The organism is Candidatus Yanofskybacteria bacterium (assembly GCA_016181175.1).
Lineage (GTDB): Bacteria > Patescibacteriota > Minisyncoccia > 2-02-FULL-40-12 > IGHO2-01-FULL-4-A > 2-01-FULL-44-17.
Map to the genome: position 1 here is coordinate 1 of JACOZV010000001.1, position 22,854 is coordinate 22,854.

General features: G+C 41.6%; 24 protein-coding genes and 2 tRNA genes. 21 read left to right on the plus strand and 5 right to left on the minus strand.

Annotated elements, in window-relative coordinates; genetic code table 11:
- Window positions 1-357 precede the first annotated feature (357 nt).
- Both HYT61_00005 and HYT61_00010 read right to left on the minus strand, forming a co-directional pair.
- Window positions 358-1,122 carry an SIMPL domain-containing protein gene (locus tag HYT61_00005; protein ID MBI2062624.1) on the minus strand — a complete coding sequence of 255 codons (765 nt, stop codon included), beginning with the start codon at window positions 1,120-1,122 and terminating at the stop codon, window positions 358-360.
- Window positions 1,123-1,124: 2 nt separating this feature from the next.
- Window positions 1,125-1,718: a hypothetical protein gene (locus HYT61_00010; GenBank protein MBI2062625.1), complete on the minus strand. Its 594-nt coding sequence runs from the start codon at window positions 1,716-1,718 to the stop codon at window positions 1,125-1,127.
- Between HYT61_00010 and HYT61_00015 the strand changes: the two genes are divergently transcribed.
- On the plus strand, window positions 1,689-2,216 hold the full coding sequence (locus HYT61_00015) for a TrmH family RNA methyltransferase (GenBank protein ID MBI2062626.1): 528 nt from the start codon (window positions 1,689-1,691) through the stop codon (window positions 2,214-2,216). The two genes, HYT61_00010 and HYT61_00015, sit on opposite strands and share 30 nt — an antisense overlap.
- 123 nt (window positions 2,217-2,339) lie before the next feature.
- Window positions 2,340-2,936: a ribonuclease HII gene (locus tag HYT61_00020; GenBank protein ID MBI2062627.1), complete on the plus strand. Its 597-nt coding sequence runs from the start codon at window positions 2,340-2,342 to the stop codon at window positions 2,934-2,936.
- On the opposite strand, the gene HYT61_00025 is transcribed toward HYT61_00020, so the two are convergent.
- Window positions 2,928-3,845 carry a hypothetical protein gene (locus tag HYT61_00025; GenBank protein MBI2062628.1) on the minus strand — a complete coding sequence of 306 codons (918 nt, stop codon included), beginning with the start codon at window positions 3,843-3,845 and terminating at the stop codon, window positions 2,928-2,930. The two genes, HYT61_00020 and HYT61_00025, sit on opposite strands and share 9 nt — an antisense overlap.
- Before the next feature lie 82 nt (window positions 3,846-3,927).
- Between HYT61_00025 and HYT61_00030 the strand changes: the two genes are divergently transcribed.
- On the plus strand, window positions 3,928-4,266 hold the full coding sequence (locus HYT61_00030; protein ID MBI2062629.1) for a four helix bundle protein: 339 nt from the start codon (window positions 3,928-3,930) through the stop codon (window positions 4,264-4,266).
- A 420-nt stretch (window positions 4,267-4,686) separates the two neighbouring features.
- Here HYT61_00030 and HYT61_00035 read toward each other — a convergent pair whose 3' ends face one another.
- Complete coding sequence (locus tag HYT61_00035) at window positions 4,687-5,277, minus strand: hypothetical protein (GenBank protein MBI2062630.1); 591 nt, start codon at window positions 5,275-5,277, stop codon at window positions 4,687-4,689.
- Window positions 5,278-5,497: 220 nt separating this feature from the next.
- Here HYT61_00035 and gap point away from each other — a divergent pair, with 220 nt between their 5' ends.
- Genes gap through HYT61_00055 form a run of 4 tightly spaced genes read left to right on the plus strand, consistent with a single transcriptional unit; the run spans window position 5,498 to window position 8,719 of the window.
- Window positions 5,498-6,502: a type I glyceraldehyde-3-phosphate dehydrogenase gene (gene gap, locus HYT61_00040; protein MBI2062631.1), complete on the plus strand. Its 1,005-nt coding sequence runs from the start codon at window positions 5,498-5,500 to the stop codon at window positions 6,500-6,502.
- Window positions 6,502-7,362 carry a transketolase gene (locus HYT61_00045; GenBank protein MBI2062632.1) on the plus strand — a complete coding sequence of 287 codons (861 nt, stop codon included), beginning with the start codon at window positions 6,502-6,504 and terminating at the stop codon, window positions 7,360-7,362. Before gap ends, HYT61_00045 begins: the two co-directional genes overlap by 1 nt.
- Window positions 7,363-7,398: 36 nt before the next feature.
- Complete coding sequence (locus HYT61_00050) at window positions 7,399-7,677, plus strand: hypothetical protein (GenBank protein MBI2062633.1); 279 nt, start codon at window positions 7,399-7,401, stop codon at window positions 7,675-7,677.
- Between the two features lie 55 nt (window positions 7,678-7,732).
- Window positions 7,733-8,719, plus strand: a complete 987-nt coding sequence (locus tag HYT61_00055; GenBank protein ID MBI2062634.1) for a transketolase family protein — start codon at window positions 7,733-7,735, stop codon at window positions 8,717-8,719.
- Window positions 8,720-8,730: 11 nt separating this feature from the next.
- On the opposite strand, the gene HYT61_00060 is transcribed toward HYT61_00055, so the two are convergent.
- The gene (locus tag HYT61_00060; GenBank protein MBI2062635.1) at window positions 8,731-9,345 is read right to left on the minus strand and encodes a uracil-DNA glycosylase; all 615 of its coding nucleotides are present in this window, start codon (window positions 9,343-9,345) and stop codon (window positions 8,731-8,733) included.
- Here HYT61_00060 and HYT61_00065 point away from each other — a divergent pair.
- The 14 genes from HYT61_00065 to HYT61_00130 all read left to right on the plus strand — a co-directional run bounded on the left by HYT61_00065 (window position 9,338) and on the right by HYT61_00130 (window position 22,846).
- Window positions 9,338-9,408 (plus strand) — tRNA-Ile (locus HYT61_00065). The two genes, HYT61_00060 and HYT61_00065, sit on opposite strands and share 8 nt — an antisense overlap.
- A gap of 134 nt (window positions 9,409-9,542) precedes the next feature.
- Window positions 9,543-9,614 (plus strand) — tRNA-Ala (locus tag HYT61_00070).
- 24 nt (window positions 9,615-9,638) lie between these two features.
- Window positions 9,639-11,612, plus strand: coding sequence for a UvrD-helicase domain-containing protein (locus HYT61_00075; protein ID MBI2062636.1), 1,974 nt, complete (start codon window positions 9,639-9,641; stop codon window positions 11,610-11,612).
- Entirely contained in the window at window positions 11,590-12,453 is an 864-nt protein-coding gene (gene rsmA, locus HYT61_00080) for a ribosomal RNA small subunit methyltransferase A (protein ID MBI2062637.1), read from the plus strand. Before HYT61_00075 ends, rsmA begins: the two co-directional genes overlap by 23 nt.
- Before the next feature lie 62 nt (window positions 12,454-12,515).
- Window positions 12,516-14,243, plus strand: coding sequence for an apolipoprotein N-acyltransferase (gene lnt, locus HYT61_00085; GenBank protein ID MBI2062638.1), 1,728 nt, complete (start codon window positions 12,516-12,518; stop codon window positions 14,241-14,243).
- Window positions 14,244-14,256: 13 nt separating this feature from the next.
- Window positions 14,257-15,237: a hypothetical protein gene (locus HYT61_00090; GenBank protein MBI2062639.1), complete on the plus strand. Its 981-nt coding sequence runs from the start codon at window positions 14,257-14,259 to the stop codon at window positions 15,235-15,237.
- Window positions 15,237-16,388 (plus strand): hypothetical protein, encoded by a 1,152-nt coding sequence (locus HYT61_00095; protein ID MBI2062640.1) that lies wholly within the window; start codon window positions 15,237-15,239, stop codon window positions 16,386-16,388. Before HYT61_00090 ends, HYT61_00095 begins: the two co-directional genes overlap by 1 nt.
- Window positions 16,389-16,392: 4 nt before the next feature.
- Window positions 16,393-18,612 (plus strand): hypothetical protein, encoded by a 2,220-nt coding sequence (locus HYT61_00100; GenBank protein MBI2062641.1) that lies wholly within the window; start codon window positions 16,393-16,395, stop codon window positions 18,610-18,612.
- Complete coding sequence (locus HYT61_00105) at window positions 18,612-19,118, plus strand: hypothetical protein (GenBank protein ID MBI2062642.1); 507 nt, start codon at window positions 18,612-18,614, stop codon at window positions 19,116-19,118. The genes HYT61_00100 and HYT61_00105 overlap by 1 nt, the downstream gene beginning before the upstream one ends.
- An 85-nt stretch (window positions 19,119-19,203) precedes the next feature.
- Window positions 19,204-19,560, plus strand: a complete 357-nt coding sequence (locus HYT61_00110) for a four helix bundle protein (GenBank protein MBI2062643.1) — start codon at window positions 19,204-19,206, stop codon at window positions 19,558-19,560.
- A 35-nt stretch (window positions 19,561-19,595) separates the two neighbouring features.
- The gene (locus tag HYT61_00115) at window positions 19,596-19,883 is read left to right on the plus strand and encodes a PrgI family protein (protein ID MBI2062644.1); all 288 of its coding nucleotides are present in this window, start codon (window positions 19,596-19,598) and stop codon (window positions 19,881-19,883) included.
- Between the two features lie 11 nt (window positions 19,884-19,894).
- Window positions 19,895-20,536, plus strand: a complete 642-nt coding sequence (locus HYT61_00120; GenBank protein ID MBI2062645.1) for a hypothetical protein — start codon at window positions 19,895-19,897, stop codon at window positions 20,534-20,536.
- A 2-nt stretch (window positions 20,537-20,538) separates the two neighbouring features.
- A complete protein-coding gene (locus tag HYT61_00125) occupies window positions 20,539-22,323 on the plus strand; it encodes an ATP-binding protein (GenBank protein MBI2062646.1) in 1,785 nt (594 codons plus the stop codon).
- Between the two features lie 100 nt (window positions 22,324-22,423).
- Complete coding sequence (locus HYT61_00130; protein MBI2062647.1) at window positions 22,424-22,846, plus strand: hypothetical protein; 423 nt, start codon at window positions 22,424-22,426, stop codon at window positions 22,844-22,846.
- Window positions 22,847-22,854 lie beyond the last annotated feature (8 nt).

The following is a 22,854-nucleotide window of genomic DNA, read 5'->3' on the forward strand; positions in this document are numbered from 1 at the left end:
CGTAGAGACTACACGTCGGCCCCCTCCCCATGCGTGGAGAGGGGTGAAGATATAGTCCATGCCACTCGAAAGAGATGGAAAAACATGAACAAGGCACGGCTAGGAGAACCTGGTCGTGGATCACCTCCTTTCTATTCAAAAAATCCCGTTTTACGGGCTGATGAATAGAATTAAGTGTCGTTATAAATTATGCGATGTTCGCTCGTCGATACGAGGCCATCGCGTGATTTATGGTCAGCCATTTTGACCTATTCAAATGGCGTTTCGAAATGTCGAAAATTTCAAATCTGGTTAACGATAAGAGATCATTAAACCCAAAACCCGCCAAGAGGCGGGTTTTGATTATGATTATATTTTTTATTTAATTTGATAAGTCAAAGTTATATTAACCGTAATTTCATTTTCTCCAGTCGGAAACGACGGACCGGAAACACCTCCGCCACCCACGCTTTTCGCTTCCATATAATAAGGCCCGGGATAACCGCTAAAACCTTCTGAAAAATTAATTATTTTGCCCAGACGGATTCCAATTTGGTTTTTTAGTTCATTGGCTTTTTTCTTGGCATCAGCCACAGCCTTGGCGCGGGCTTCGGACTTTAATTTTTCCGGGTCTTCCACTGAAAATCCAAGATTATTAACATTGTTTACGCCCTCCGAAACTAAACCATCTACAATCCCGCTTAATTTATCAAAATCCCTGACCTTAACCTGGAAGCTCTGTGTTGTTTGATATCCGATAATCTTGGGCTCACCGGATCTTTCCGGCATTTGGTTATAAATAACCGGACCTGGATACGAGTATTTCGGATAGATATTGTAGGATGTTGTCTTGACGTCTTTGTCTTCAATGCCCTGTTTCTTAAGGAAATCGGTAACTTTTTGGGATTTATTGGAATTATCATCTTGAGCCGCTTTGGAAGTCACAGCTTCAGTGACTATGCTGAATTCAATCATGGCAATATCCGGCTTGGCCGATACCTTGCCCTCACCGCTAAACGAAACCGTATTGGTAGTGGTTGCTGTATCCAGTTTCTGATTAATACTAACTAATAAAAAAACGGCAAATATAACAACAAGTGCCGAAACTGACCAATATAATATTGTCCTTTGCAGTTTTATCATAATTAGTTAAAAGTTAGACTGCCAGCTTTATAATTAAAAGGATACTTCATTTCAAATATTAAATAAATACTTTTATTTAATGATTTTAATTCCAACCGCAATTGATTTCCGCTAGTTACGATATCAACAAATATGATTTTGTCCAAATTTTCTACTATATCCTTCAATCTTTCAGAAAAACTTTCTGAAGCTCCTTTGAAAGCGTTGGCCAATAAATAATCTATGAATCCCAGCGAAAGATCAAATTTGTTTTGATCTTCGAATTTAACTTTTGGATTTAGATATTTGAGTATTTCATCATTTTCAAAACCTGTACTATCAGGAAAATAATGATTTTGCCATTCCCAAAATTCCTTCCAAAATTTCTGCCTTTTCTCAATTGCCCTTGGATCCCGTTTTTTTCTTTCTATTTTTTGTGGTTCTTTAGCAATTTCAATGCCCTCCAAGCCTTCGGGTGATTTCATCTGTTCCTCTAAACCACGGGTTATCCTGTCTTCTTCTGATTCTTTCATTCCCTCAAATCCTTCGGGTGATTTCATTTGTTCTTCTAGTTTCTCAAAAAAGAGATCTTGTTTTGGAGAAGTTTCTTTTTCCATGTATTCTATAGTATCATATCTCATACCGTGTCAAAAAATCAAATCTTTCTAATTTTAAACAATATACGTAGTGCTTATAATGTCGGCTCTATTTTCCGCACCGCCGATGGGGCAGGAATTACTAAAATTTTTATATGCGGAATTTCACCAACACCAAATGACGCCAAAGTAACAAAAACGTCACTCGGCGCCGAAAAAACTGTATCCTGGGAATACCACAAACAAACTTGGCGACTGCTTAAAAAACTCAAGACCCAAAACCCAAATCTCAAAGTCGTCGGGCTAGAACAGACTGACAAAAGTACAAATATTTTCAAATTCAAACCGAAATTCCCATTGGTTCTTATCGTCGGCAACGAAGTGCGGGGTTTGAATAAAAAAATCCTATCTTACGCGGACAAAAATATTGAAATACCCATGTACGGCAAAAAGGAATCATTGAACGTTGCAGTGGCGACGGGAATAGCATTATATCAAATAAAATTTTATAATTTTTAATTTTATAATTTTATAAATAATTTCTAATGTTTAAAAATTAAAACATTAAGATTTATTTAAAAATTAAAAATTGGAAATTAAACGGATGGATATCGCTATATAATCGGCATAGACGAGGTCGGCATGGCAAGCCTCGCCGGGCCGGTTTATGTATGTGCTGTTTTGTTTACAAAAAAATTCTTTGAAAAGAGCCACAAAAAATTGCGATGGTTACGCGACTCTAAACAGCTTCTGCCATACCAACGGGAAAAATTTTATTATGAACTCTTAAAAGAACCGGGAATTAAATATCGGCTTGCTTCCTGCAGTCCAAAAACAATAGACAAAATAAATATTTATCAGGCAGCAAGGGTGGCAATGAAAAGAAGTATTAAGGGGCTAGTATTAAGTATTAAGCAGTCGAGAAAATCCCATAATACTAAATACTTAATACCTAATACTGTTGTTCTTGTCGACGGTAAAACCACGATTAAGGGTCTCGACTTACCTCAACAAGCAATAATAAAAGGTGACCGCAAAGTTTTCTCAATCGCCTGTGCCTCAATAATCGCAAAGGTAACTCGCGACCGCCTAATGACCCGCTTGGCCCGCAAATACCCAAATTACGGCCTCGAAAAACATAAAGGCTACCCAACCAAACTACACAAAACCATGCTCGCCCAACATGGTATTTGCGAAATACATCGTAGGTCATTTAAGCCGGTTGCTGAATTATTGTAGGGACATTGTAATTTTCTCCTCCAACTTATACCCCGAGCAATGCTTGAGAATACCAAAATAAGACGCTTGGTTTCTCTCATTAATTTTTCTCAACATTCTGTTTTTGGTTTTGGTTCTTAATGTGACACAATACGGCCTCACTACATAACCCAAGAAGTCTATGCCCTGATTGTATTTCCTGAAAATAACCTTATCAGGATGGAGTGATAATTTGAGTTGCAATTTAATAAAATCTTGTATCCTGCTGACAGCATGAAACAAGCGGTGGCGGTTGGTATTTAAAATTACAAAGTCATCGCAATACCGAATATAGCATTTTATTTTTAAGTCGTGTTTTACAAATTGATCAAATTTATTAAGATAAATGTTGGCAAATAATTGACTGGTAACATTGCCTATGGGCAAACCCTTACCATCATTTGTTTTAAAACTCTGAATAATCTCTTGCAGCAGTTGAGTGGCATCCGGGTCTTGAATTTTATTTTGGATTAGTTCAAGCAGGATGTTGTGGTCAACAGAATCAAAAAATCTCTTCACGTCGCATTTGAGCGCAAAAATATTTCTGGAATTATTGCGGCTCAATTTTTGAGAGAATTTTTGAAGTCGTCGAACAGCTCGGTGGGTTCCTTTGTTTAGGCGGCAAGAGTAAGAATCAAAAATAAATGATTTTTCAAAAACCGGACATAATACCCTGAATATGGCATGATGCAAAACTCTGTCTCGTACGCAAGCTTTGTGGACATGTCGCAGTTTGGGGTCGGTTATGTAAAATCCACTATACGGCGCGTGTTTATAGGTTCCGGTTCTAAGTTCCTCGCGCAGTTGAAAAAGATTGTCTTCCAGATTAAACTCAAATTCTTGGACATCCTGTTTTTTGGTCTTGCCCCTTTTAAACTCATGCCAAGCCAAAAACAAATTTTCGAGGCTAATAATTTTCTCAAAAATATTATGACTATTAACCCCCCCCCCAACCAACCAAACCAATGTCTCTTTGATTCATAAAATTAGTGAATTTTACAAAAGGTTTTATTTGATTGGACCAAAGCTGGGTAAAAGGGATCGGCATGGTATTTACCTCAAGATAGAAACTCAAATTTTAGATGTGTTGGGACTGGTTATCTCGGCCAGTTTCACAACCCGAAACACAAAGTTGACTTATTTGCTCCCGACCAGAATAAAAATTGAGATTATAAAAAGGTTAATTAGGCTTGCCGGTGAACTCGATATTATAAAACCCGATAAATATCTTGAATTGGAATCTGACCTACAGCAAGTATCTAAAATGACAACTGGCTGGATCAGGTATCTTCAACAAGGAAGCTCCTTTTAGGAGCTTCCTTTGATACTACCTCGCGGGTACGCAGATTGTCGTTGGCATTGCCTGGATTGTACCAGTTTACGTTGACCTTGCCGTTGAACTTGTTGAAGTTGACGTTAGGTACATTGCCGCTGCGATAGCGTGAACCCGTTTTGATTGCTTAACTCCATCCCCGTCTCCGGTTGTTTATTGCTAAACAATCTGTGTTAACACGAACTGATCGGGATTTTTTTAAGAAGCAACCGGCTTAAACCGATACCTTCACCAGAATTAAGCAAGTAGTTTCGTCTAACATGGCAAACCGCTACCCGGTATCGCCGAGCCGGTTATATTAGCCATAATGATCTTACTATAAAATTTACCCAAACAAAATGGGACATGATTTCTCATGTCCCAAGCCCCGAAGGGTAAAAGGAAAAAGCTACAAGTGTACTACGAAACTACCTCGCGGGCACGCAGAGCGCCGCTGGCATCGCCCGGATCGTACCAGTCCACGCCGACCCCGCCGCTGAACTTGCTGAAGCTGACGCGAGGCACACCGCCGCCGCGATAGCGTGAACCCGAACAAAGCGTCGCCTTCTTGACATCCAGATGCCGCCCCGTCTCCTTGAAGAACTTGAGTCCATACAAGAACCTCTCAAGGAGAGTAATGCCGAGAATGCCGCGCTCGCAAATCTGGTCTGCCGATTTGTTCTTCCATTCCTCATCGGCCTCCACACGTTCGCGCAACCAGATGGCATAATTACCATCGGCCGGATTGCGATCATTTTCAGTCACGACCGAATCGAGGTCTTCGTTCGTCCATTTCCAGCAGGGAAATGCTCCGATGCAGACATTGTACACCTGCTGAATCTTGATGCCTTGCGGCACCGCGATCAAGCGGTCAAAACCCCGCCGCTTGGCCGGAATCTTGAGACCGGTGAAATCAACTGCGATACCAAGTTCGCGGTAAAGTGCCGACCACTGGGCAAGTACTTCCCCGCGACTCTCGAACGGGTTGCGCCGGTTGACGAACAAATCCAACTCCTACGGCGTAATTGATCCATGCTTTAGCTTACTGCACAGGTCGCCTATCATGCCAAGCACATCGCCCGACACGTTTCCGATTATGTTTTCTGCCATAACCAGTTCTCCTTGGTTTTTAAGGTAACCAACCTTATTTTACTACATTTTAATTATAACAAATTATAGAATAAAATGCAAGGGGTTTACATGGTTAGGTAAATTCACATAAAATTAAGTAATGATTCGTATCGCAATCAACGGTTTTGGTAGAATAGGTCGGATATTTTTCAGGCAAGCATTCGGCAATGCCGATTTGAATGTTGTCGCAATTAATGATTTGGGAACACCGGAAAATTTAGCTTACTTACTTAAATACGATACTGTTTATGGCCGTTATGAAAAAGAGGTAACACATAAAGACGGTGCACTAATTATTGACGACAAAGAAATCAAAATTCTTAACGAGAAAGACCCGGCAAAACTTCCATGGAAAGATCTCGACATAGATATAGTTATAGAATCAACAGGGATATTTGATTCGCGAGAACTTGCTATGCCACATCTGGATGCCGGCGCTAAGCGGGTAATTATTACCGCTCCGGCCAAAGATGAAATAACTCCAACAGCCACGCCGGGCCTTCTTGAAAATACAAAGTTAGACAAAATTACCTCAAACGCTTCCTGCACGACAAATGCCGTTAATCCGGTAATGGCTATAATGATGGCGAATCCGGGCGTGCAAAAAGCAATACTTACAACCGTCCATGGTTATACCGCGACACAGGGCCTTGTAGATGGCCCGGACAAGAAGGGCGATTTCCGCCGCGCCCGTGCGGCGGCGCAAAATATAGTGCCCTCAACGACTGGAGCGGCGGCGGCCACAGCGCGAGTTTTACCCGGCCTTACCGGCAAATTTGACGGCTTATCGCTTCGAGTCCCGATAATTTCCGGCTCGCTTATCGATATCACCTTTTTGTCAGCCAGACCAACTTCGGCTGAAGAAATAAATAATATCTTCCGCGAGGCAGCATCTCAAGTGCAATGGAAGGGGATAATGACCATTACCGAAGATCCGATTGTGTCATCTGATATTTTGCGCAACCCTCACGGTTCAATTATTGATTTGGCTCTGACCCGCGTAGTTGACGGCGATTTAGTAAAGATATTTTCCTGGTATGATAATGAGTGGGGATATGGGGCAATGCTCTTGAAACACGTTCTTACGGTAGCGCAAATTTTGTAATGCCGCATCTTCATGAAGAAAAAATAAAAGAACTTGAAGAACTTGCAAATAAAGCTCGGCAACTTTTGATTGAAGAACTTGTTGAAGCAGGCTCTGGTCACACTGCAGGACCACTTGGTATGACTGACGTTTTTACAGCTTTTTATTTCCACATTCTCAACCACAATCCAAAAAATCCTGAATGGGAAGACCGTGATCGCTTAATACTTTCAAATGGACACATATGCCCGATTCGTTATGCGCTTATGGCCATGTCCGGGTATTTTCCGATAGAAGAATTAAAAACATTACGTAAATTCGGCTCACGCCTACAAGGTCATCCTGAACGCGAAAAATTGCCCGGCGTGGAAACAACTTCAGGCCCGCTCGGTTCCGGCTTGGGACAATCTTGCGGTATCGCCTACGGCGCACGCATGGACGGAAAGAAATTCCGCACTTATTGCTTTATGTCGGATGGCGAACATGATGCAGGCAATTTGTGGGAGTCAGCTCTTTTTGCCGGAAAAAACAAATTGTCAAATCTTACCGGGCTGGTTGACCGCAACAACATACAAATAGACGGCATGACTGAAAATATAATGCCGCTTGAACCGCTTAAAGATAAATATGAGGCATTTGGCTGGCATGTGCTTGAAATCAACGGACACAACTTTGAAGAGATAGTGGACGCCGCTGAGCAAGCCAAAGCCATATACGAAAAACCAACTGTAATAATTTCACATAATATACCTGGAAAAGGCATTTCAGAAATTGAATTTGATTATCTCTGGCACGGCAAACCGCCCAAACCGGAAGAGGGCAAAAAATTTCTTGAAGAATTAAGAACGCTTGGCGGGAAAATACAATCGGAACATCAATAATTAATTTATAAGTTTTAAATCGAAAGGAGGTGTCATATGATGCACGGAAATTGTAAATGTTTTCACCATATTGTTGCTAAGATTTTAATGGCTTTGGCTTGGGTAGCCGCGGTTTTGTTTTTTGTCAGCGGATCGGACGGAATGGTTTGGGGCATGGATGCCGACCAGTATTTCCAACTGGTTGTTTTGTTCAGCTTGCTTTTGTTCGGGACGGTATTTTGCGACTGCTGCAAAAAGTCCATGATGATACATGGCGGTATGTCCTGCCCGGCTTGCGAGGGCAAGGGCGGAGAACACACGCATGGTCATATGTAAAAGTGGTAATCGGTTTTCGGCTATCTTTTTGGGTAGCCGAAGGCGGGTAACCAACATGAACACTAAATTAGTCGAGAATTTGTCAGACAAATCAAAGTTAGAAATGAAACCAACCCGGGACGGTTACGGTTTAGGTTTGGTTGAGGCGGGAGAAAAAGACGAGCGAATCGTCATCTTGTCTGCTGACCTGACCGAATCAACGCGTTCTCTTGGTTTTGCTGAAAAATTTCCAGAAAGATTTATAGAACTTGGAGTCGCTGAACAAAATATGGCAACCGTCGCGGCTGGACTGGCAAATTACGGCAAGATTCCATTTATATCTTCTTATGCTGTTTTTTCTCCCGGACGCAATAACGAACAAATTAGAACTACGATATCACTAAATAACCTGCCGGTTAAAATCGGCGGCGCTCATGCTGGAATCTCTGTTGGTCCTGACGGCGCTACACATCAGGCGCTTGAAGATATCGCCTTGATGCGCGTCCAACCCAACATGGTAGTACTGGTACCCTGTGACGCGATTGAGGCTCAAAAAGCAACTTTTGCCGCAGCATTTAATAACAAACCGACATACATAAGATTCGGCAGGGAAAAGTCAGCGGTTTTTACTACCGAGGACACATCATTTGAAATTGGCAAAGCACTTATGTTTCGTGACGGTAAAGATGTTGCAATTATCGGCTGCGGCATGTTACTTTATAACGCGCTTGTCGCCGCAGAAGAATTATCCAAAGACGGTATTGAATGCACGGTCATCAACTCGCATACGATCAAACCGCTTGATGAATCAACCATAATTACGGCCGCCAAGAAGTGCGGCGCGGTAGTCAGCGTAGAAGAACATCAGATAACCGGTGGCCTGGGTTCTGCGGTTGCTGAATGTTTGGCACGCAATTATCCGGTACCCCAAGAATTCATCGGTGTCCATGATCGCTTCGGAGAATCCGGCAAGCCAGACGAACTGATTGAACATTTTGGCATGGGAATTGACTCAATTAAAAAAGCCGTGAAAAAAGCAATCTCAAGAAAAACAGCCCGCTAGCGGACTTTTTTCTATATTAGCTCTCGGATTTTTGCCAAATCCTCTCTGAATACCGGCTCCCAATTTATGTTGCGCAAAATTGCTGCCGGATGATAAACAATGAGGATTTTACGATCGGTTCCGTTTATCTTTTTGTTTATGATTTTTCCGTGATTCATGGACATGCTACCCTCAATACCTAAGCCGGTCATTGAAATGCGCCCGAGCAGAACTATCAACTTAGGACTTACGATATCAATCTCTTTTTCAAGAGCTGGACGAAACCTTTCTATCTCCTCCGGGGTTGGAGTGAGCGTCCCGCCTGATCCATCTTGCGGTCGATACTTCACAATATTGCTTACGTAAAAATCTGATCTTTTCCAGCCGAGTTTTTCAAGTGTGGCATTAAGTAACTTGCCGGCACGTCCGACAAATGGCTTGCCCTGCACCTCTTCATCTTTACCAGGCGCCTCGCCGATTATCATCACCTCTTTATCCGGTGACCCGTCGTTAAAAACAAGCTTTTTTTCCGGATAAGCTTTTTTGATTGCATTAAAAATATATTGTAATTTTTGCTCTTTTGTCATTGATTTCGTGCTATTTTTCTGATATTCTATCATGGAATCAATAATATTAAGAGGGCGCATAGTTTAGTGGTAAAACAGGGATCTGATAAGTCCCAGTCCCAGATTCGATTTCTGGTGCGCCCACAATGGTCATAATCCTGCTCCGCAGGATAAGTCCTACCGAATTTTTATACGTCCTCAACAGAGCTCGGACTAAAATTCGGGGTTGAAATGAAGCAGATTCATTTCAACCGCCTAGTGCGCGCACAAAAGTACTCGGGCTGGTAGTTCAGCGGTAGAACGCTGCTTTTGCAAAGCAGAGGTCGGGGGTCCGACTCCCCCCCAGTCCACAGGAAAAATATAAAAAATTTTCTGTGGAAAATATTCTCAAAGATCTTAATGATAAACAAATTGAGGCAGTACGGGCCATAGAAGGCCCGGTTTTAATATTGGCCGGAGCTGGTAGCGGAAAGACTCGCGCGCTAACACATCGCATGGCCCACATGATTGAACAAAGCATACCAGCGCACAATATCCTCGCCATCACATTCACCAACAAAGCCGCCGGGGAAATCAAAGACAGAATTTACTCACTTTTAGGACCGGCAGAACGGCAACCGGCAGCTAGCCCATGGATGGGGACATTCCATTCAATTTGTTTGAGAATTTTACGTCATGAAATTAAAAATCTCGGCTATACGGCTAACTTTGTCATCTATGACGAGGATGATCAACTATCTTTAATCAAAAATGTGATGCAAGAGTTAGAAGTTGAGACCAAAAAGTTTAACCCCAAAAATATACTTGGCCGCATTTCGGCGTTTAAAAGCGAACTGGTCAACTATGAAGAGTTCGAGGGTAAAGCGCGCGAGTATTTTGAAAAAATCGTTGCCCCTATTTATGCCGGCTACCAAATAGCTCTCAAAAAAAACAACGCTTTGGATTTTGATGATCTGATCATGCTCTGTGTTAGGCTCTTCCAAGAAAACCCGCAAATACTTGAAAAATATCAAAATATTTTCCGATATATACTCGTTGACGAATATCAAGACACCAACCACAGCCAATATATTTGGATTAATCTTCTTGCTCAAAGGCACAGAAATCTTTTCGTAATAGGTGATGATTACCAGAGTATCTACTCATTTCGTCTAGCCAACATCCGCAATATTTTAGACTTTGAAAAAGACTACCCGGAAGCCAAGGTTATAATGCTTGAACAAAACTATCGCTCTACTCAAAACATATTGGCCGCCGCTAACAACATCATCATTCAAAACAAAAATCAAAAACATAAAAAACTTTGGACTGAAAATAACGCTGGTGAGGAAATAATACTCAAGGAAACGGCTAACGAGCGGCGGGAAGGTGACTATGTGATTGAAATGATAAAAAGCAACCTGAAACAGGGTCGTGACTTGCAGGACTTCACAGTCCTGTATCGTACTCACGCACAATCACGCGCCGTTGAAGAAGCGATGATCAAACACGGCTTGCCTTATCGCGTTGTAGGCGGGGTTAAGTTTTATCAAAGACGGGAAATAAAAGATATTCTGGCTTATCTGCGGCTGGCAATCAATCCGAATGATCTTGTAAGCTGGGACAGAATTTATAACGTGCCTGGCCGTGGCATAGGCCAAACAACCTGGCAAAAAATAAAAGAGGCGACAAAACAAAACACGTTAAAAACAGTAAAAGATATTACTTCTGAATCCGGCATCGGTCAAAAACAAACAACCGCCCTAAAATCGCTTGGCAAACTCATCGAAGAATTGTCACAAAAATCTTCTGAATTCTCCCCGTCCCAACTGATTAAATATGTTCTGCAAAAAACCAGCTATGAATCTTACATCAATGACAAAACAACCGACGGAGAAGAACGCTGGGAAAACGTCAAGGAAATCTTTACCGCTACTCATAAGTATGATGGTGAAAAACCGCTAGAAGGTCTCGGCAAATTCTTAGAAGAAGTAGCATTAATTCAGGAAACCGACAAAATTGAAAAAGGGAAAAATCTGATTAGTTTGATGACTGTCCATTCGGCCAAAGGTTTGGAATTCCCCGTTGTTTTCATGATAGGTATGGAAGATGGTATTTTCCCGCACTCACGCGCGTTATTTGAACCGACTGAATTAGAAGAAGAAAGACGGCTTTGCTATGTCGGGGTAACGCGCGCCAAAGAAAGGCTGTATTTAACTTACTGCCGAGAACGCGCCTTATACGGCTCCACCCAATTCAATCCGCCATCAAGATTTTTGTTTGAAATACCGGAACATCTGGTAAGTTTCTCGCCGCTTAAACAAATTGAATATGCGAGGGATTGGGATGATAAAATTGATTATTACTAATAATCCCCAAATGAGTTTAGTCACTGAAATTAAAAATGAACTTAATCAGCTCGGATTAAAACCCAAAAAATCGCTTGGGCAGAATTTTTTAATAAACGAGGGGATTTACAAAAAAATTATAGATATTGCTGAAATCAAACCAAGTGAAACTATTGTTGAAATCGGACCGGGGCTGGGAACATTGACTGAATATATAGCTGGTTCAAACGCTCGCCTTTTAGGCATAGAAAAAGATGAAAATTTGGCAATTTATCTCAAAAAAAAATTTGAAAACCGTATTAACATCAAAATTCTCCAAGAAGACATATTAAAATTTGACCCCGTAAAAAACGGGTTAGAAACTCGCGGCTATAAACTTTTAGGGAATATTCCATACTATTTAACTTCGCATCTGATCAGATTAGTACTTGGGGAATGGCCGTTGCCCAAGTTGATGGTTTTGATGGTACAAAAGGAAGTCGCCCAACGAATCATTGCGAAACCGCCGAATACGAATTTGCTCGCGGTATCAATCCAATATTATGCCAGAGTGGAGATCGCTGGCATGGTCTCGAAGGGAAGCTTTTGGCCGCAACCCGAGGTTGATTCTGCTATAATAAAGCTAACGCCAAAAACCGAAATACCAGAGGCCGAAGAAACAGAAAGGTTTTTTAAAGTATCAAAGGCGGGATTTTCCGGCACAAGAAAACAACTTATAAATACTTTGTCGGGCGGATTAAAATTATCTAGGGGAATAGTAAGCTCAAAGCTCCTTTCGCTAGGTATCGCCACTCAAAGACGTGCCGAAACATTAACTCTAGACGAATGGCAAAATATCGCTACCTCGCTCTTGCCCCGTTAGAATTTTAGGATCAATTGTAAGATAATCGTGGCTGTCTTTGTTTGAAGTTACTAAATGGGAAAATGACAAAACAAAAACTAATTCTAACGGGGCTTGCCGCGTTAAGCGGCTTGCTCTTGGCCCTTGCCTATCCGGGTTGGAGCTTTGGTTCGACTTGGCTCACCACAAGTGATTTGGGCTGGTTGGCCTGGATTGGATTTGTTCCACTTTTTTGGTCGTTGTTCCACATCGTTTCCGAATACGAACATACTCGGAAACGATGTGGATTTTTGGTAGGGTTTGCCGCAGGACTGATTTACTTTTTAATTGTCTTCCGCTGGTTCTGGTCTATTTATCCGTTAGACACTCTTGGCATTGAGAGCCGCGCTATTTCTTTTTTCATCATCTTGCTTGTTTATTTAGTAAGTTCGACCGGAATGGCAATGTTTTGGGGACTCTTTGGATTAGTTACTGGTAACTGCCTGCCCCGTAGCTCGCCGAAAGCGATGGTTCGGGGGTTACTGGTAACTGGTAAATCAAAACCTTACCGATTACTAATAACTTTACCGGCTCTTTTTGTCCTACTTGAATACGCCCTCTCTTGGGGCTTTGGATTTCTTTGGGCGGGTTCCGGATCGTTTTTCGGACCGCACTGGACATTGGGCAATCTGGCTTATTCACTAGCAAATAACCCCTTGGCTCTAAAATTCGCATCTATCATTGGCATTTATGGAGTAACTTTTGCAATTATTTTTGTAAATTACCTGATTTTTACAATTTTAAAAAATAAGTTAGCAGAAACAAGGTCTACAAGGGCCATCCTTGTTACAAGGATGGCCCTTGTAGTTCTGATTCTTATAGCGCTTATTTCTGGTCCGAAACTAATTAAACAACAAACCACGAAACAAGAAAACGCCGGAATAAACTTTGCTGTCATTCAAACGGCACAACCCACCAGATCATTTCCTAATTCGCAAGAAACATTGGCAAGTTTTGAGGAACAACTGAAACTGCTTAATCGCGTCGCCAAAGAATATCCTGAAAGCCAACTTATTATTTTCCCGGAAACAAGTGAGCTGTTTAAAAATATCGCCCTATTTCTTACTCCGGCACAAGTCCAAGAATATTTCAACAACCTTTTTACAAAACCGAAACTAATAATCGCCGGTGGCAAAATTATTGATGATAGTCAAGTTTATTCACGAGTCTTTGATCTTGATACTCAAAACGACATTATCAACCATTATGACAAGCGTCTATTAACGCCGGGCGGTGAATTTTTGCCTTATCCATTGAAGTTTCTGGTTTGGTTATTTTCTAAAAACACAAATAGTCAATTTGAAAACCTGCGCGAGCTCAACATCGGCGGCAAAGACGTATCTACTGTAGATTTCCGCGGTCAATTTAAAACGGCGCCGATGATATGCTCCGAACTTTTGTCTCCGAATTTAGTCAAGCAAACTTCTCAAAACTCGGATGTAATAGCAAGTATGGCAAGCTATGGTATTTTCCACGGAAAACAAGTCATTGCAAGGCAAATGCTGGCCGCCACGAGATTTAGGGCAGCAGAAACGGCTAAACCTATCATAACGGCTGCTAATTTGGGCAAATCTTATGCGATAGACAGCCGTGGAAATATCATTTATTTGGCCCCCGACTCAACTTCCCAGATATTAACAGGCTTTGTTGCATTTGGTACCGATAAAACGTGGTATAATAAGGTAGGCGATTTGCCAATAATTTTGGCATCTTTGCTAATAGTGATAAGTTTAAACTTTTTAATATGGTTTAGGGAATTTAGGAGACCCTAGGTCATCCTGTTTGATGTCGTTAAAATTAAAAATTTCTTTGGGAATTCTTCTGCTAATCGCCGGATTTTTGCTTGTTCGCATAGGTTTGTTTTTTAAGCATAGCGTTCAAACAGCGACAACAGCAAATATAAACCGGCAAGTCGCTGGAGTTAATATTTTTGACCCTTCAAACATAGATTCTGACAACGACGGTATTCCTGACAATCTTGAAGCCTATTATCGAACCGACCCATTTAACCCCGACACTGACGGCGATGGTTACTTGGATGGCGAAGAAATAGTTTCAGGTTTTAGTCCGATTAAACAAGAAATTGCCAGCGAACGTAATAAAAATACCAATATCACCGTTTCCTTTACCAACCATGTTATGGAAGGTTTGTACGTCGGGGATTTGAGCCCGAAGAAATTGGGAGAAGAAAAATTCGCAAAAAACATAGACAACCTTACTTTGGCAACAATAGATGACGCCGCCAGATCGTTAAACCCGCCAATTGTGACAGAATACGGGTTGGCCGTAATTTCAGAGTCCAAGCAAAACCAAAACGAATACATAAACAATGTTGATTCTTTATTGGAGGGTCCGTTCCTCAATTCATTTATGCAACAACCCTACATATTAAGCCGGGCTGCAAATTTCATGACTACAAGCAACAACTCCGAAGCCGCAGAAATCTTCAAAAATCTTTCGCTTTCTTACTCAAGCGCCTACAATCGGCTTTTGGCGGTATCGGTACCCAAAAATTGGGTTCCATTCCATTCCCGTCTTCTCCAACTTTTCCAAAAATTTTCGCTTAACTATCTGGCTTTAACAAAGGCACCAGAAGATCCGCTTCTAGCTATGACCGCCTTACAAGATTTACAAAATAACTTTATAGAAATTGATTCGTCGTTAATTCAAGAGCTTAAAATTTTAATACAAACACAGGATTTACAGATACCCAACACTCCCTTGTTTAGCATTTTAGACCTTTTGAGTACACAGAAAAACCAATAATGGTCAACCGTCACACAAAAGCAATACTTAGCATAATACTAATCGGTTTCTTGGTTTTATACCCGGCACAAATAGCACGCTCAGCCGGCGCCATCGTTTACGTCCTCAAGGAATTCACCTTGGACGTTGTTGCCAGAGTGCTTGCCAGAACATTTTTGGGAAGGATGGATAATGCAATTACCGAATTCATAAGCAAGAATGGCCGAGACGACGCCCCCAATTTTATACAAAACTGGCGTGATTTTCTTGCCAACGCACAATACAGAGGGGAGGACGCAACAAGGGCAATAATCGGAGATGCTATAGACGCCGGCTCGGGCACTATTTGCCAATATTTGAGAAATCCTCTCGGCGCCGCTTTCGGGGCAAGCAAAATAGATGGTTTCAATCCTTCTTTATACAGAATTGACTCTCTTCAATACTACAAACTGCGCAACAGATGCACTCTGCCAGCCGGTTTCAATATTGACGCTTTCAGAAACGACTTCGCCGGCGGAGGCGGCTGGACAGCTTGGAACCAGTTGATTCAACCGCAAAATAACGTATGGGGAGTGGTCAGTGACACACTAAACGAACTGACGAGCCAAAGAGTTTTTGAAGAAAAAACCGATCAGGGTGAAGCTAATTCCGGAGGTGGCTTCACATCAAAAAGAAGCGGTGACAAGGGCTGTGTTTTGAGAGGCCTTAATACGACCTGCTTAATACTTGGCGAGGTATTGACTCCGGCTGACATGTTTAAAGAAACTGCCGGCAAAATGAATTCGGCTGAATTTAATTGGCTGACAAGTTCCGATGAATTAAGCGAGGTCATCGCTTTCGCGGCATCGTGGGTTACGGACAGGTTGTCCAATCTTGCCGGAGCATCCACGCCTGATAATTTTACCCCGGACACGGCGAGAGGCACCGCGCTCCAAGAAAAAGCCAGACAGGACTGTATCAAAGCAGGAGAAAATACTTGCACGCAAAAAGCTAAAAAACTGGATTGTGACGCATCGGCCAGCGGGGGAGACGGCGGAAGCGGCGGAAGTGAAGATTCTGCGGGCAGTGGCGGCAGTGGCGGTTCAGCAAATGTAAATTGCGTAGAGGTAATTGATCAGGGAATTTACAACTCATGCATGGCGGAGGTTAACAATAACTGCACTATCCAATAATTAAATGCTTAACAAGAAGTATAAAAAGCTTTACGTAATACTGGCGGTAATCATAATACTTGCGGTTTTTGTTCCACAACATGAAGTAAAAGCAGTTTCTCTCTGTCCTGCCGTTTTTAGGGATTGTGTTATCGGTGTGCAGGAATGGATGATGGAGTTGGTAGGTAAAGCGATCGGTTGGGCTGCCAACTTACTGGATGTTTTTTTACAAAATCAGCCAATAAGCGGAGTTTTTGTTGTTGATCAAGGCTGGACTACTGTCAGAAACTTTGTAAATTTGTTTTTTATTCTTGCTTTGATTATCATGGCTTTCGGCACGATTTTTGATATTAAAAAATATACCTGGCGAGATATGCTTCCCGGATTTATAATCGCCGCTCTGCTTGTAAATTTTAGTCTTGCTATCGGCCAATATATTGCTGGGGTTGCCAATGGACTAAGTGGTGTTTTTTTGAGGGAAATTGGCCAAACTTCGGTTAACGCCGCCCAGGGTTCGGGTATACAAAAACTAGCAACAACTATTCCTACCGGGGTTAATTTGCTCGGCGGCACGGCCAGTGTAGCAATTAGCGGCATTTTTGCTCTAATTTTTTTAATTATTGTTTTTCTTGCATTTTTATCTGTCGCAATTTTTTCGATAGTTAGACTTGTTGCAATTTGGTTTCTTCTTATTATCTCCCCGATTGCTTGGCTGGGTTATGCCTTGCCTAATCTTAGAAGTCAAACGGCCAATTGGTGGAAACATTTTTTGTGTTGGTGTTTTTTTCTTCCTTATTACCTGTTTTTTATGACATTCGCGGTAATATTCGTCAGGAATAAAAACCAAATAGGTGCGTTACTTCCTACTACTTCTGGTGGTCCTATTCGTGAAATTTTCGGAAGTCCCGGTGCTATCAATGATTTTCTTTTTTATATTTTAAGCCTTATTTTTCTAGTGGGTGGATTAGCTTTAGCAATGAAACTGGCTTGCGCAAGCGGGACTTATGTAAGATCGGCTTTCGGGGTAATAGAATCAAGGGTGCGTAAATACGCCCCCGGGGCGGCATATGTCAGGGGAGCTAAAGAGGGACTGAAGGAACGTGTGGCAGAAATCCAAGAAAAAGGAATGCTTGGTATCGGTGGCGCCCAGCGTGCTCGCATACAGGAAGCTACGGCAAAAGGCTGGATCGCCGGCATACCAGGTAAGGTACCGGGCGCAACAGAAGAAGCTTCTAGAGCCAAGGTGGCAGAAGTAGATAAGGAAATAAAACGCTTGCAATTGCTTAATCTCACCCTAGACCAATTAAATATCCGCCTTAAAAAAGCCGGTGGCCCAGAAAAAATAGCTGCGCTAAAACTCAAAGCAGAAAATGGCTGGCTAGAAGCAGGTGACTTGGGTGAAATAAATAAAACAATAAGAGAAGCTGGTGGTGGCAGAAACGCTTTGGGCGCTTCGATTATCCAGTCCTTGAAAAAAGGCAAGTTCCATGAAATGGCGCAAACTACGGCTCAAAAAGAATTCATATTTAACAACCTGGAAGATGTTGGCGTAAAGAAGGAATTTGGCCTAAACATGGCAGAAAGTAGAGAAATCATGAATGAAACTATTGCCAGACAACTACTGGAACTCTACTCTGGAGATATGAAAGAAGTCCAAGATAAAGTTGCAGAAACTGTCAAGAAAAATATTGACAACTTTGCCAAAGATAAGTCAGCCAGAGAAGCTATGGTAACCAGGGTAATAACGCCCACCACCACAAGGGCTGAAAAGAAAATTATGGAATTGGCGGCAAAAACTATGGTTGAAAAGAAAGAGGTTAACAGCTGGAGCACCAGAAGGTCTATTTTGCAATTAACTGGCGGCATAGACCCAACTACCGGCGATGCACTGACAGTAGAAGGCAGGACCCTGGCAAAAGAAATCAAAGACAACAACACCCTCTTCAAGGAAGAAATGGATTACAGAGCTTCACATGGCATCTTGCCAGCCGTTGACCTAACACCGGCTCAACGAACTGATGTACAACGTCAGATAGAAACAAATATATCAAACGGCTTGATCCGCGGGTTAAGCGCCGAAGAAATGAAGACCCCAGAAATTTTCAACTCCATCAATTCTATAATGCCTAATATTCCAACCGCTAAACAAGCCAAATTCAAGCAAGAATTGTTGGGCAAAGGCGCTGACAGAAGGAAAAGAGAAGCATTTGATAAAGCCGCATTGGGTCCACCCATACCTTATTAATGGAGTACAATTCGTTAAAACTTAGTCCTTATTCAGTTGATGGTATGCAAACTCCTGGTTTTAATTATGGCTTATTCCAAGACAAACTGGATAACTTACCGACTAATTTAGTTGATTTTCTGCTGGATTCTTCTGTACCGGATTTCATTATGAATTTGACCCAAAAACATGTTCAATTAAGTATACGTGGTCCTGACATTGCTAGACTGATACGTGATATAGTAATAGGAGATGTCTTTGTGGGAGATATGCCACAGGAATTATCCAGGCGGTTAGGAACTGATCTGGCAACTTCCAGAGAAATAGCTAATCAAATTGCCTCTCAACTTTTTACACCGATTCTTGAAGATATTAAAAAAGTACAAATGGTAAAATTTCCGGGTAAATTGCCGGCAAAACCCGTTTCGCAACCAGCTCCCCAAGTTAAACCTACGGAGACACACTATCAAGGCGAAGAATTACCAGAATCAGGTGGTAATATTATAGATTTGCGAAGCAAGTCATAGGTTATAGGTTATAGCTGATAGGTAATAGCTTAAAAAATGAGTTCTAGAAATAGGAGGCTAGGACGCAAAATAAAAAGTGGATAAAATTCATTCGTATAGAGACTTAGTGGTATGGCAAAAGTCCATTGAACTAGTGATAGAAATATATGAACTAACGGATAAATTTCCAAAAGAAGAAATATACGGGCTAATTTCGCAATTAAGGAGAGCTGCCGTTTCAATTCCTTCTAATATCGCCGAGGGCAGGTATCGTGGGACAAGAAAAGATTTTAGGCAATTTCTTCTTAACGCTTACGGCTCTGGCGCTGAAGTTGAAACACAATTGGTTATTGCAAATAAATTGCCAAAAACAAAAAATTTAAATTATGCCAGAGCAAATAAAATTCTAAATGAAGTAATGCGAATGTTAAATTCACTAATCAAAAAATTGGAAAATTCATAACTATAACCTATTACCTATAAGCTATTACCTGCATCATGAGATTCCAAGTTCCACAATTCATAGAAACAGAAACCAAGATTGTCGGGCCTTTTACATTTAAGCAGTTTTTGTTTCTAGCAGTCGGGGCAGTAATAATTTTTATACTTCAATACATTATTAGTAATTTTACTTTTTTAATAGTTGCAAGTTTACCAATCGCCATGTTGTTTATTGCCTTGGCATTTTATCAGATAGACGGTATGCCATTACCGCAATATCTACTGACGGCATTATCATATTTGACTGGACCCAAAAGGTACCAATTCCGCAAAAATAACGATTAGAAACCGAGATTATGGCCACACCCCAAAAAAACCAATCTACTAGAGATTTTGTAGAAATCGCCGACGTTCGCGATAACATTGTTATTTTAAAAAATGGCTCTCTACGATCGGTAATTGAGGTCAACTCAATGAATTTTGAACTAAAATCCACCGACGAACAAACGGCTATCATACAAGCTTTTCAAAATTTCTTAAATTCCATAGACTTTCCGCTTCAAATAGCAATAAATTCACGTAAACTAGATATAGGGCCTTATCTGAAATCACTTGATACCTTAACCCAAAGTATTTCCAGTGAATTATTAAAAATACAAGGCATAGAATATACACGATTCATCAAAGGACTGACCGAGCTTGCCAACATTATGTCCAAAAAATTTTATATTTCCGTCCCGCTTTATGTAACAGAAACAATAGGCAAGGGGGGGCAAAAAACTGGCATATTTGATGCTTTCAAAAGCATTGTCAGTCCTTCTAAATTTGTTAAAACACTAACGGACGAAGAATTGGCAAACTATAAAATACAGCTTGAACAAAGAATCCAATTTATAATGGGCGGCATCGGAGGCTTGGGCATAGAGGCGCGAGTGCTGAACAAAGAGGAACTAATGGGCCTTTATTACTCGTATTATAACCCCGGACATCACTTATAAATATGGCCTTATTCGGTAAAAAACCACAACCAACCGTTCAGCCAATGGAACCGCCAGTAAAAACACTGGACGATTTACTAGCTCCGTCGGCCATAGATATTTCTTCTAATTATCTGCAAATAGGCGACACTTTTGCCCGCACGCTTTTCGTCGCAACTTACCCAAGATATCTAAATACCAATTGGTTCTCGCCGGTAGTTAATATGGACCGTCCTTTTGATGTTTCTGTTTTTGTGCATCCAGAAGATACTGCCCAGATGTTAAAACAACTGCGCGACCGTTTGGGACGGCTTCAGGCACAGGAAATAGAGGAACAATCGTCCGGTAAAGTAAGGGACCCAGTGCTAGAAACGGCTATCGGCGATATTGAAACTCTGCGAGACAAACTTCAGCAAGGAACAGACAGGTTTTTTAAGTTGGGGGTATACATAACAATTTATGGCAACTCGCTGAAGGATCTCGATGACACAGAAAATAAAATCAAGTCAATTCTTGACGGCCAATTGGTTTATTCCAAACAGGCAACATTCAGAATGAAGGAGGGATTCTTTTCCACACTACCGCTTGATGACGACCAACTTCAAATACACAATTCACTGAATACCGAACCGATCTCCTCGCTTTTTCCTTTTGTATCCTACGATTTAACCACGGACAAAGGAATACTTTATGGAATAAATACCCACAATAATTCCCTTATTTTATTTGACAGGTTCAGCATGGAAAACGCCAACATGGTTATATTCGGCAAATCCGGCGGCGGTAAAAGCTATACGGTAAAACTGGAGATTTTAAGAAGTCTGATGTTTGGGACGCAAGTTTTTGTAATTGACCCGGAAAATGAATATAAATTTCTCGCCGATACTGTAGGCGGTACTTCAATTAAAATATCCATAGCTTCACCGCACCATATCAATCCGTTTGATTTGCCCAAGCCATTGCCAGATGAAAGCCCCGCCGATGTCCTGCGCTCTCATGTAATAAATCTCATGGGACTTTTCAAGTTAATGCTTGGGGCGCTTTCTGCGGAGGAAGAGGCGATTTTGGACGAGGCCATCAACCAAACTTATGCGATTAAGGACATTACGCCGCAAACTGCTGATTTCAAAAATATAGTGCCTCCTTTGATGTCAGACTTCCAAAATATCCTTGAAAGTATGGCAGGCACTGAATCTTTGGCTATTAGGATCAAAAAATATACGGAAGGGACGTTCGCCGGTTTTCTGAACAATCCGACCAACGTTGAACTGGGCAATCAGCTGATAGTTTTTAGCATCCGCGACATGGAGGAGGAGCTACGCCCGATAGCAATGTACCTCGTGCTCAATTTTATCTGGACGCAGGTTAGAACTGAATTAAAAAAGCGTATTTTGGCCGTAGACGAGGCGTGGGTACTGATGAAATACGAGGCCGGAGCGGCATTCTTGTTCAACATAGCCAAACGTGCCCGCAAATATTATCTGGGTCTAACTACAATTTCCCAAGATATACCGGACTTTATGGCCTCTTCTTATGGCAAACCAATCGTGACTAATTCTTCACTGCAATTACTGTTAAAACAATCCCCGGCAGCAATTGACCTGGTAAAACAAACGTTCAACCTTACTGACGCAGAAAAGTTTTATCTTTTGGAGTCACGAGTAGGTCACGGGCTGTTTTTTGCCGGAATTAATCATGTCGCGTTGCGAGTAGTGGCTTCTTACGCTGAAGATCAGATAATTACTTCCGACCCTAGACAGATATTGGAAATAGAAGAAGCCAAGAAAGAATTAGCTCAACAGAGTTGAGCTAATTCTTTCAATTCCTAATTACTAATTACTAATTTTTAAATAAATCCCAATCCTTTAAATTCCAGTAACTAAATTGTTTAGAAATTAGAAATTGCGTATGCCCGCTGACAACCAATACTATTACGACCTTGCAACAGACCGAGCCAGCTATCAAAAACTGCGCGAAGAAGATTTGGCGCGCCAACAAGCAGAAGAAGAACAGAATCAAGAACGGATGGGTTGGGGAACATTTCTGGTTGCATTGGTTTTAAGCTTAATTGCCGATGCAGTTGAGCTTATTACGATAGGAACGCTTGGTTGGTTCGTCGGATTCGTCGTTGACCTTATATTGATGACAATGTTAGGATTTTCAAGAGCAGGACGAAAACAATGGAAAAAGTGGATATGGGGACCTATAATAGAGAAGGTGCCGATACTTGCCGCAATTCCGTTTTTCCGCGCCACATTTCTGACATGGGCATTTATTTCCTCACGTAGTCCCATACTGCAACAACTAAGCAAAGCAGCTTCGCCTAAGTAAGCTAAAAT

Excerpts from the sequence above, each read along its gene's own strand:
- HYT61_00005 (MBI2062624.1), bottom strand. The coding sequence starts at position 1,122 with ATGATAAAACTGCAAAGGACAATATTATATTGGTCAGTTTCGGCACTT.
- HYT61_00010 (MBI2062625.1), bottom strand. The coding sequence starts at position 1,718 with ATGGAAAAAGAAACTTCTCCAAAACAAGATCTCTTTTTTGAGAAACTA.
- HYT61_00020 (MBI2062627.1), top strand. The coding sequence starts at position 2,340 with ATGGCAAGCCTCGCCGGGCCGGTTTATGTATGTGCTGTTTTGTTTACA.
- gap (MBI2062631.1), top strand. The coding sequence starts at position 5,498 with ATGATTCGTATCGCAATCAACGGTTTTGGTAGAATAGGTCGGATATTT.
- HYT61_00045 (MBI2062632.1), top strand. The coding sequence starts at position 6,502 with ATGCCGCATCTTCATGAAGAAAAAATAAAAGAACTTGAAGAACTTGCA.
- HYT61_00050 (MBI2062633.1), top strand. The coding sequence starts at position 7,399 with ATGATGCACGGAAATTGTAAATGTTTTCACCATATTGTTGCTAAGATT.
- HYT61_00055 (MBI2062634.1), top strand. The coding sequence starts at position 7,733 with ATGAACACTAAATTAGTCGAGAATTTGTCAGACAAATCAAAGTTAGAA.
- HYT61_00060 (MBI2062635.1), bottom strand. The coding sequence starts at position 9,345 with ATGCGCCCTCTTAATATTATTGATTCCATGATAGAATATCAGAAAAAT.
- rsmA (MBI2062637.1), top strand. The coding sequence starts at position 11,590 with ATGATAAAATTGATTATTACTAATAATCCCCAAATGAGTTTAGTCACT.
- lnt (MBI2062638.1), top strand. The coding sequence starts at position 12,516 with ATGACAAAACAAAAACTAATTCTAACGGGGCTTGCCGCGTTAAGCGGC.
- HYT61_00090 (MBI2062639.1), top strand. The coding sequence starts at position 14,257 with ATGTCGTTAAAATTAAAAATTTCTTTGGGAATTCTTCTGCTAATCGCC.
- HYT61_00095 (MBI2062640.1), top strand. The coding sequence starts at position 15,237 with ATGGTCAACCGTCACACAAAAGCAATACTTAGCATAATACTAATCGGT.
- HYT61_00100 (MBI2062641.1), top strand. The coding sequence starts at position 16,393 with ATGCTTAACAAGAAGTATAAAAAGCTTTACGTAATACTGGCGGTAATC.
- HYT61_00105 (MBI2062642.1), top strand. The coding sequence starts at position 18,612 with ATGGAGTACAATTCGTTAAAACTTAGTCCTTATTCAGTTGATGGTATG.
- HYT61_00115 (MBI2062644.1), top strand. The coding sequence starts at position 19,596 with ATGAGATTCCAAGTTCCACAATTCATAGAAACAGAAACCAAGATTGTC.
- HYT61_00120 (MBI2062645.1), top strand. The coding sequence starts at position 19,895 with ATGGCCACACCCCAAAAAAACCAATCTACTAGAGATTTTGTAGAAATC.
- HYT61_00125 (MBI2062646.1), top strand. The coding sequence starts at position 20,539 with ATGGCCTTATTCGGTAAAAAACCACAACCAACCGTTCAGCCAATGGAA.
- HYT61_00130 (MBI2062647.1), top strand. The coding sequence starts at position 22,424 with ATGCCCGCTGACAACCAATACTATTACGACCTTGCAACAGACCGAGCC.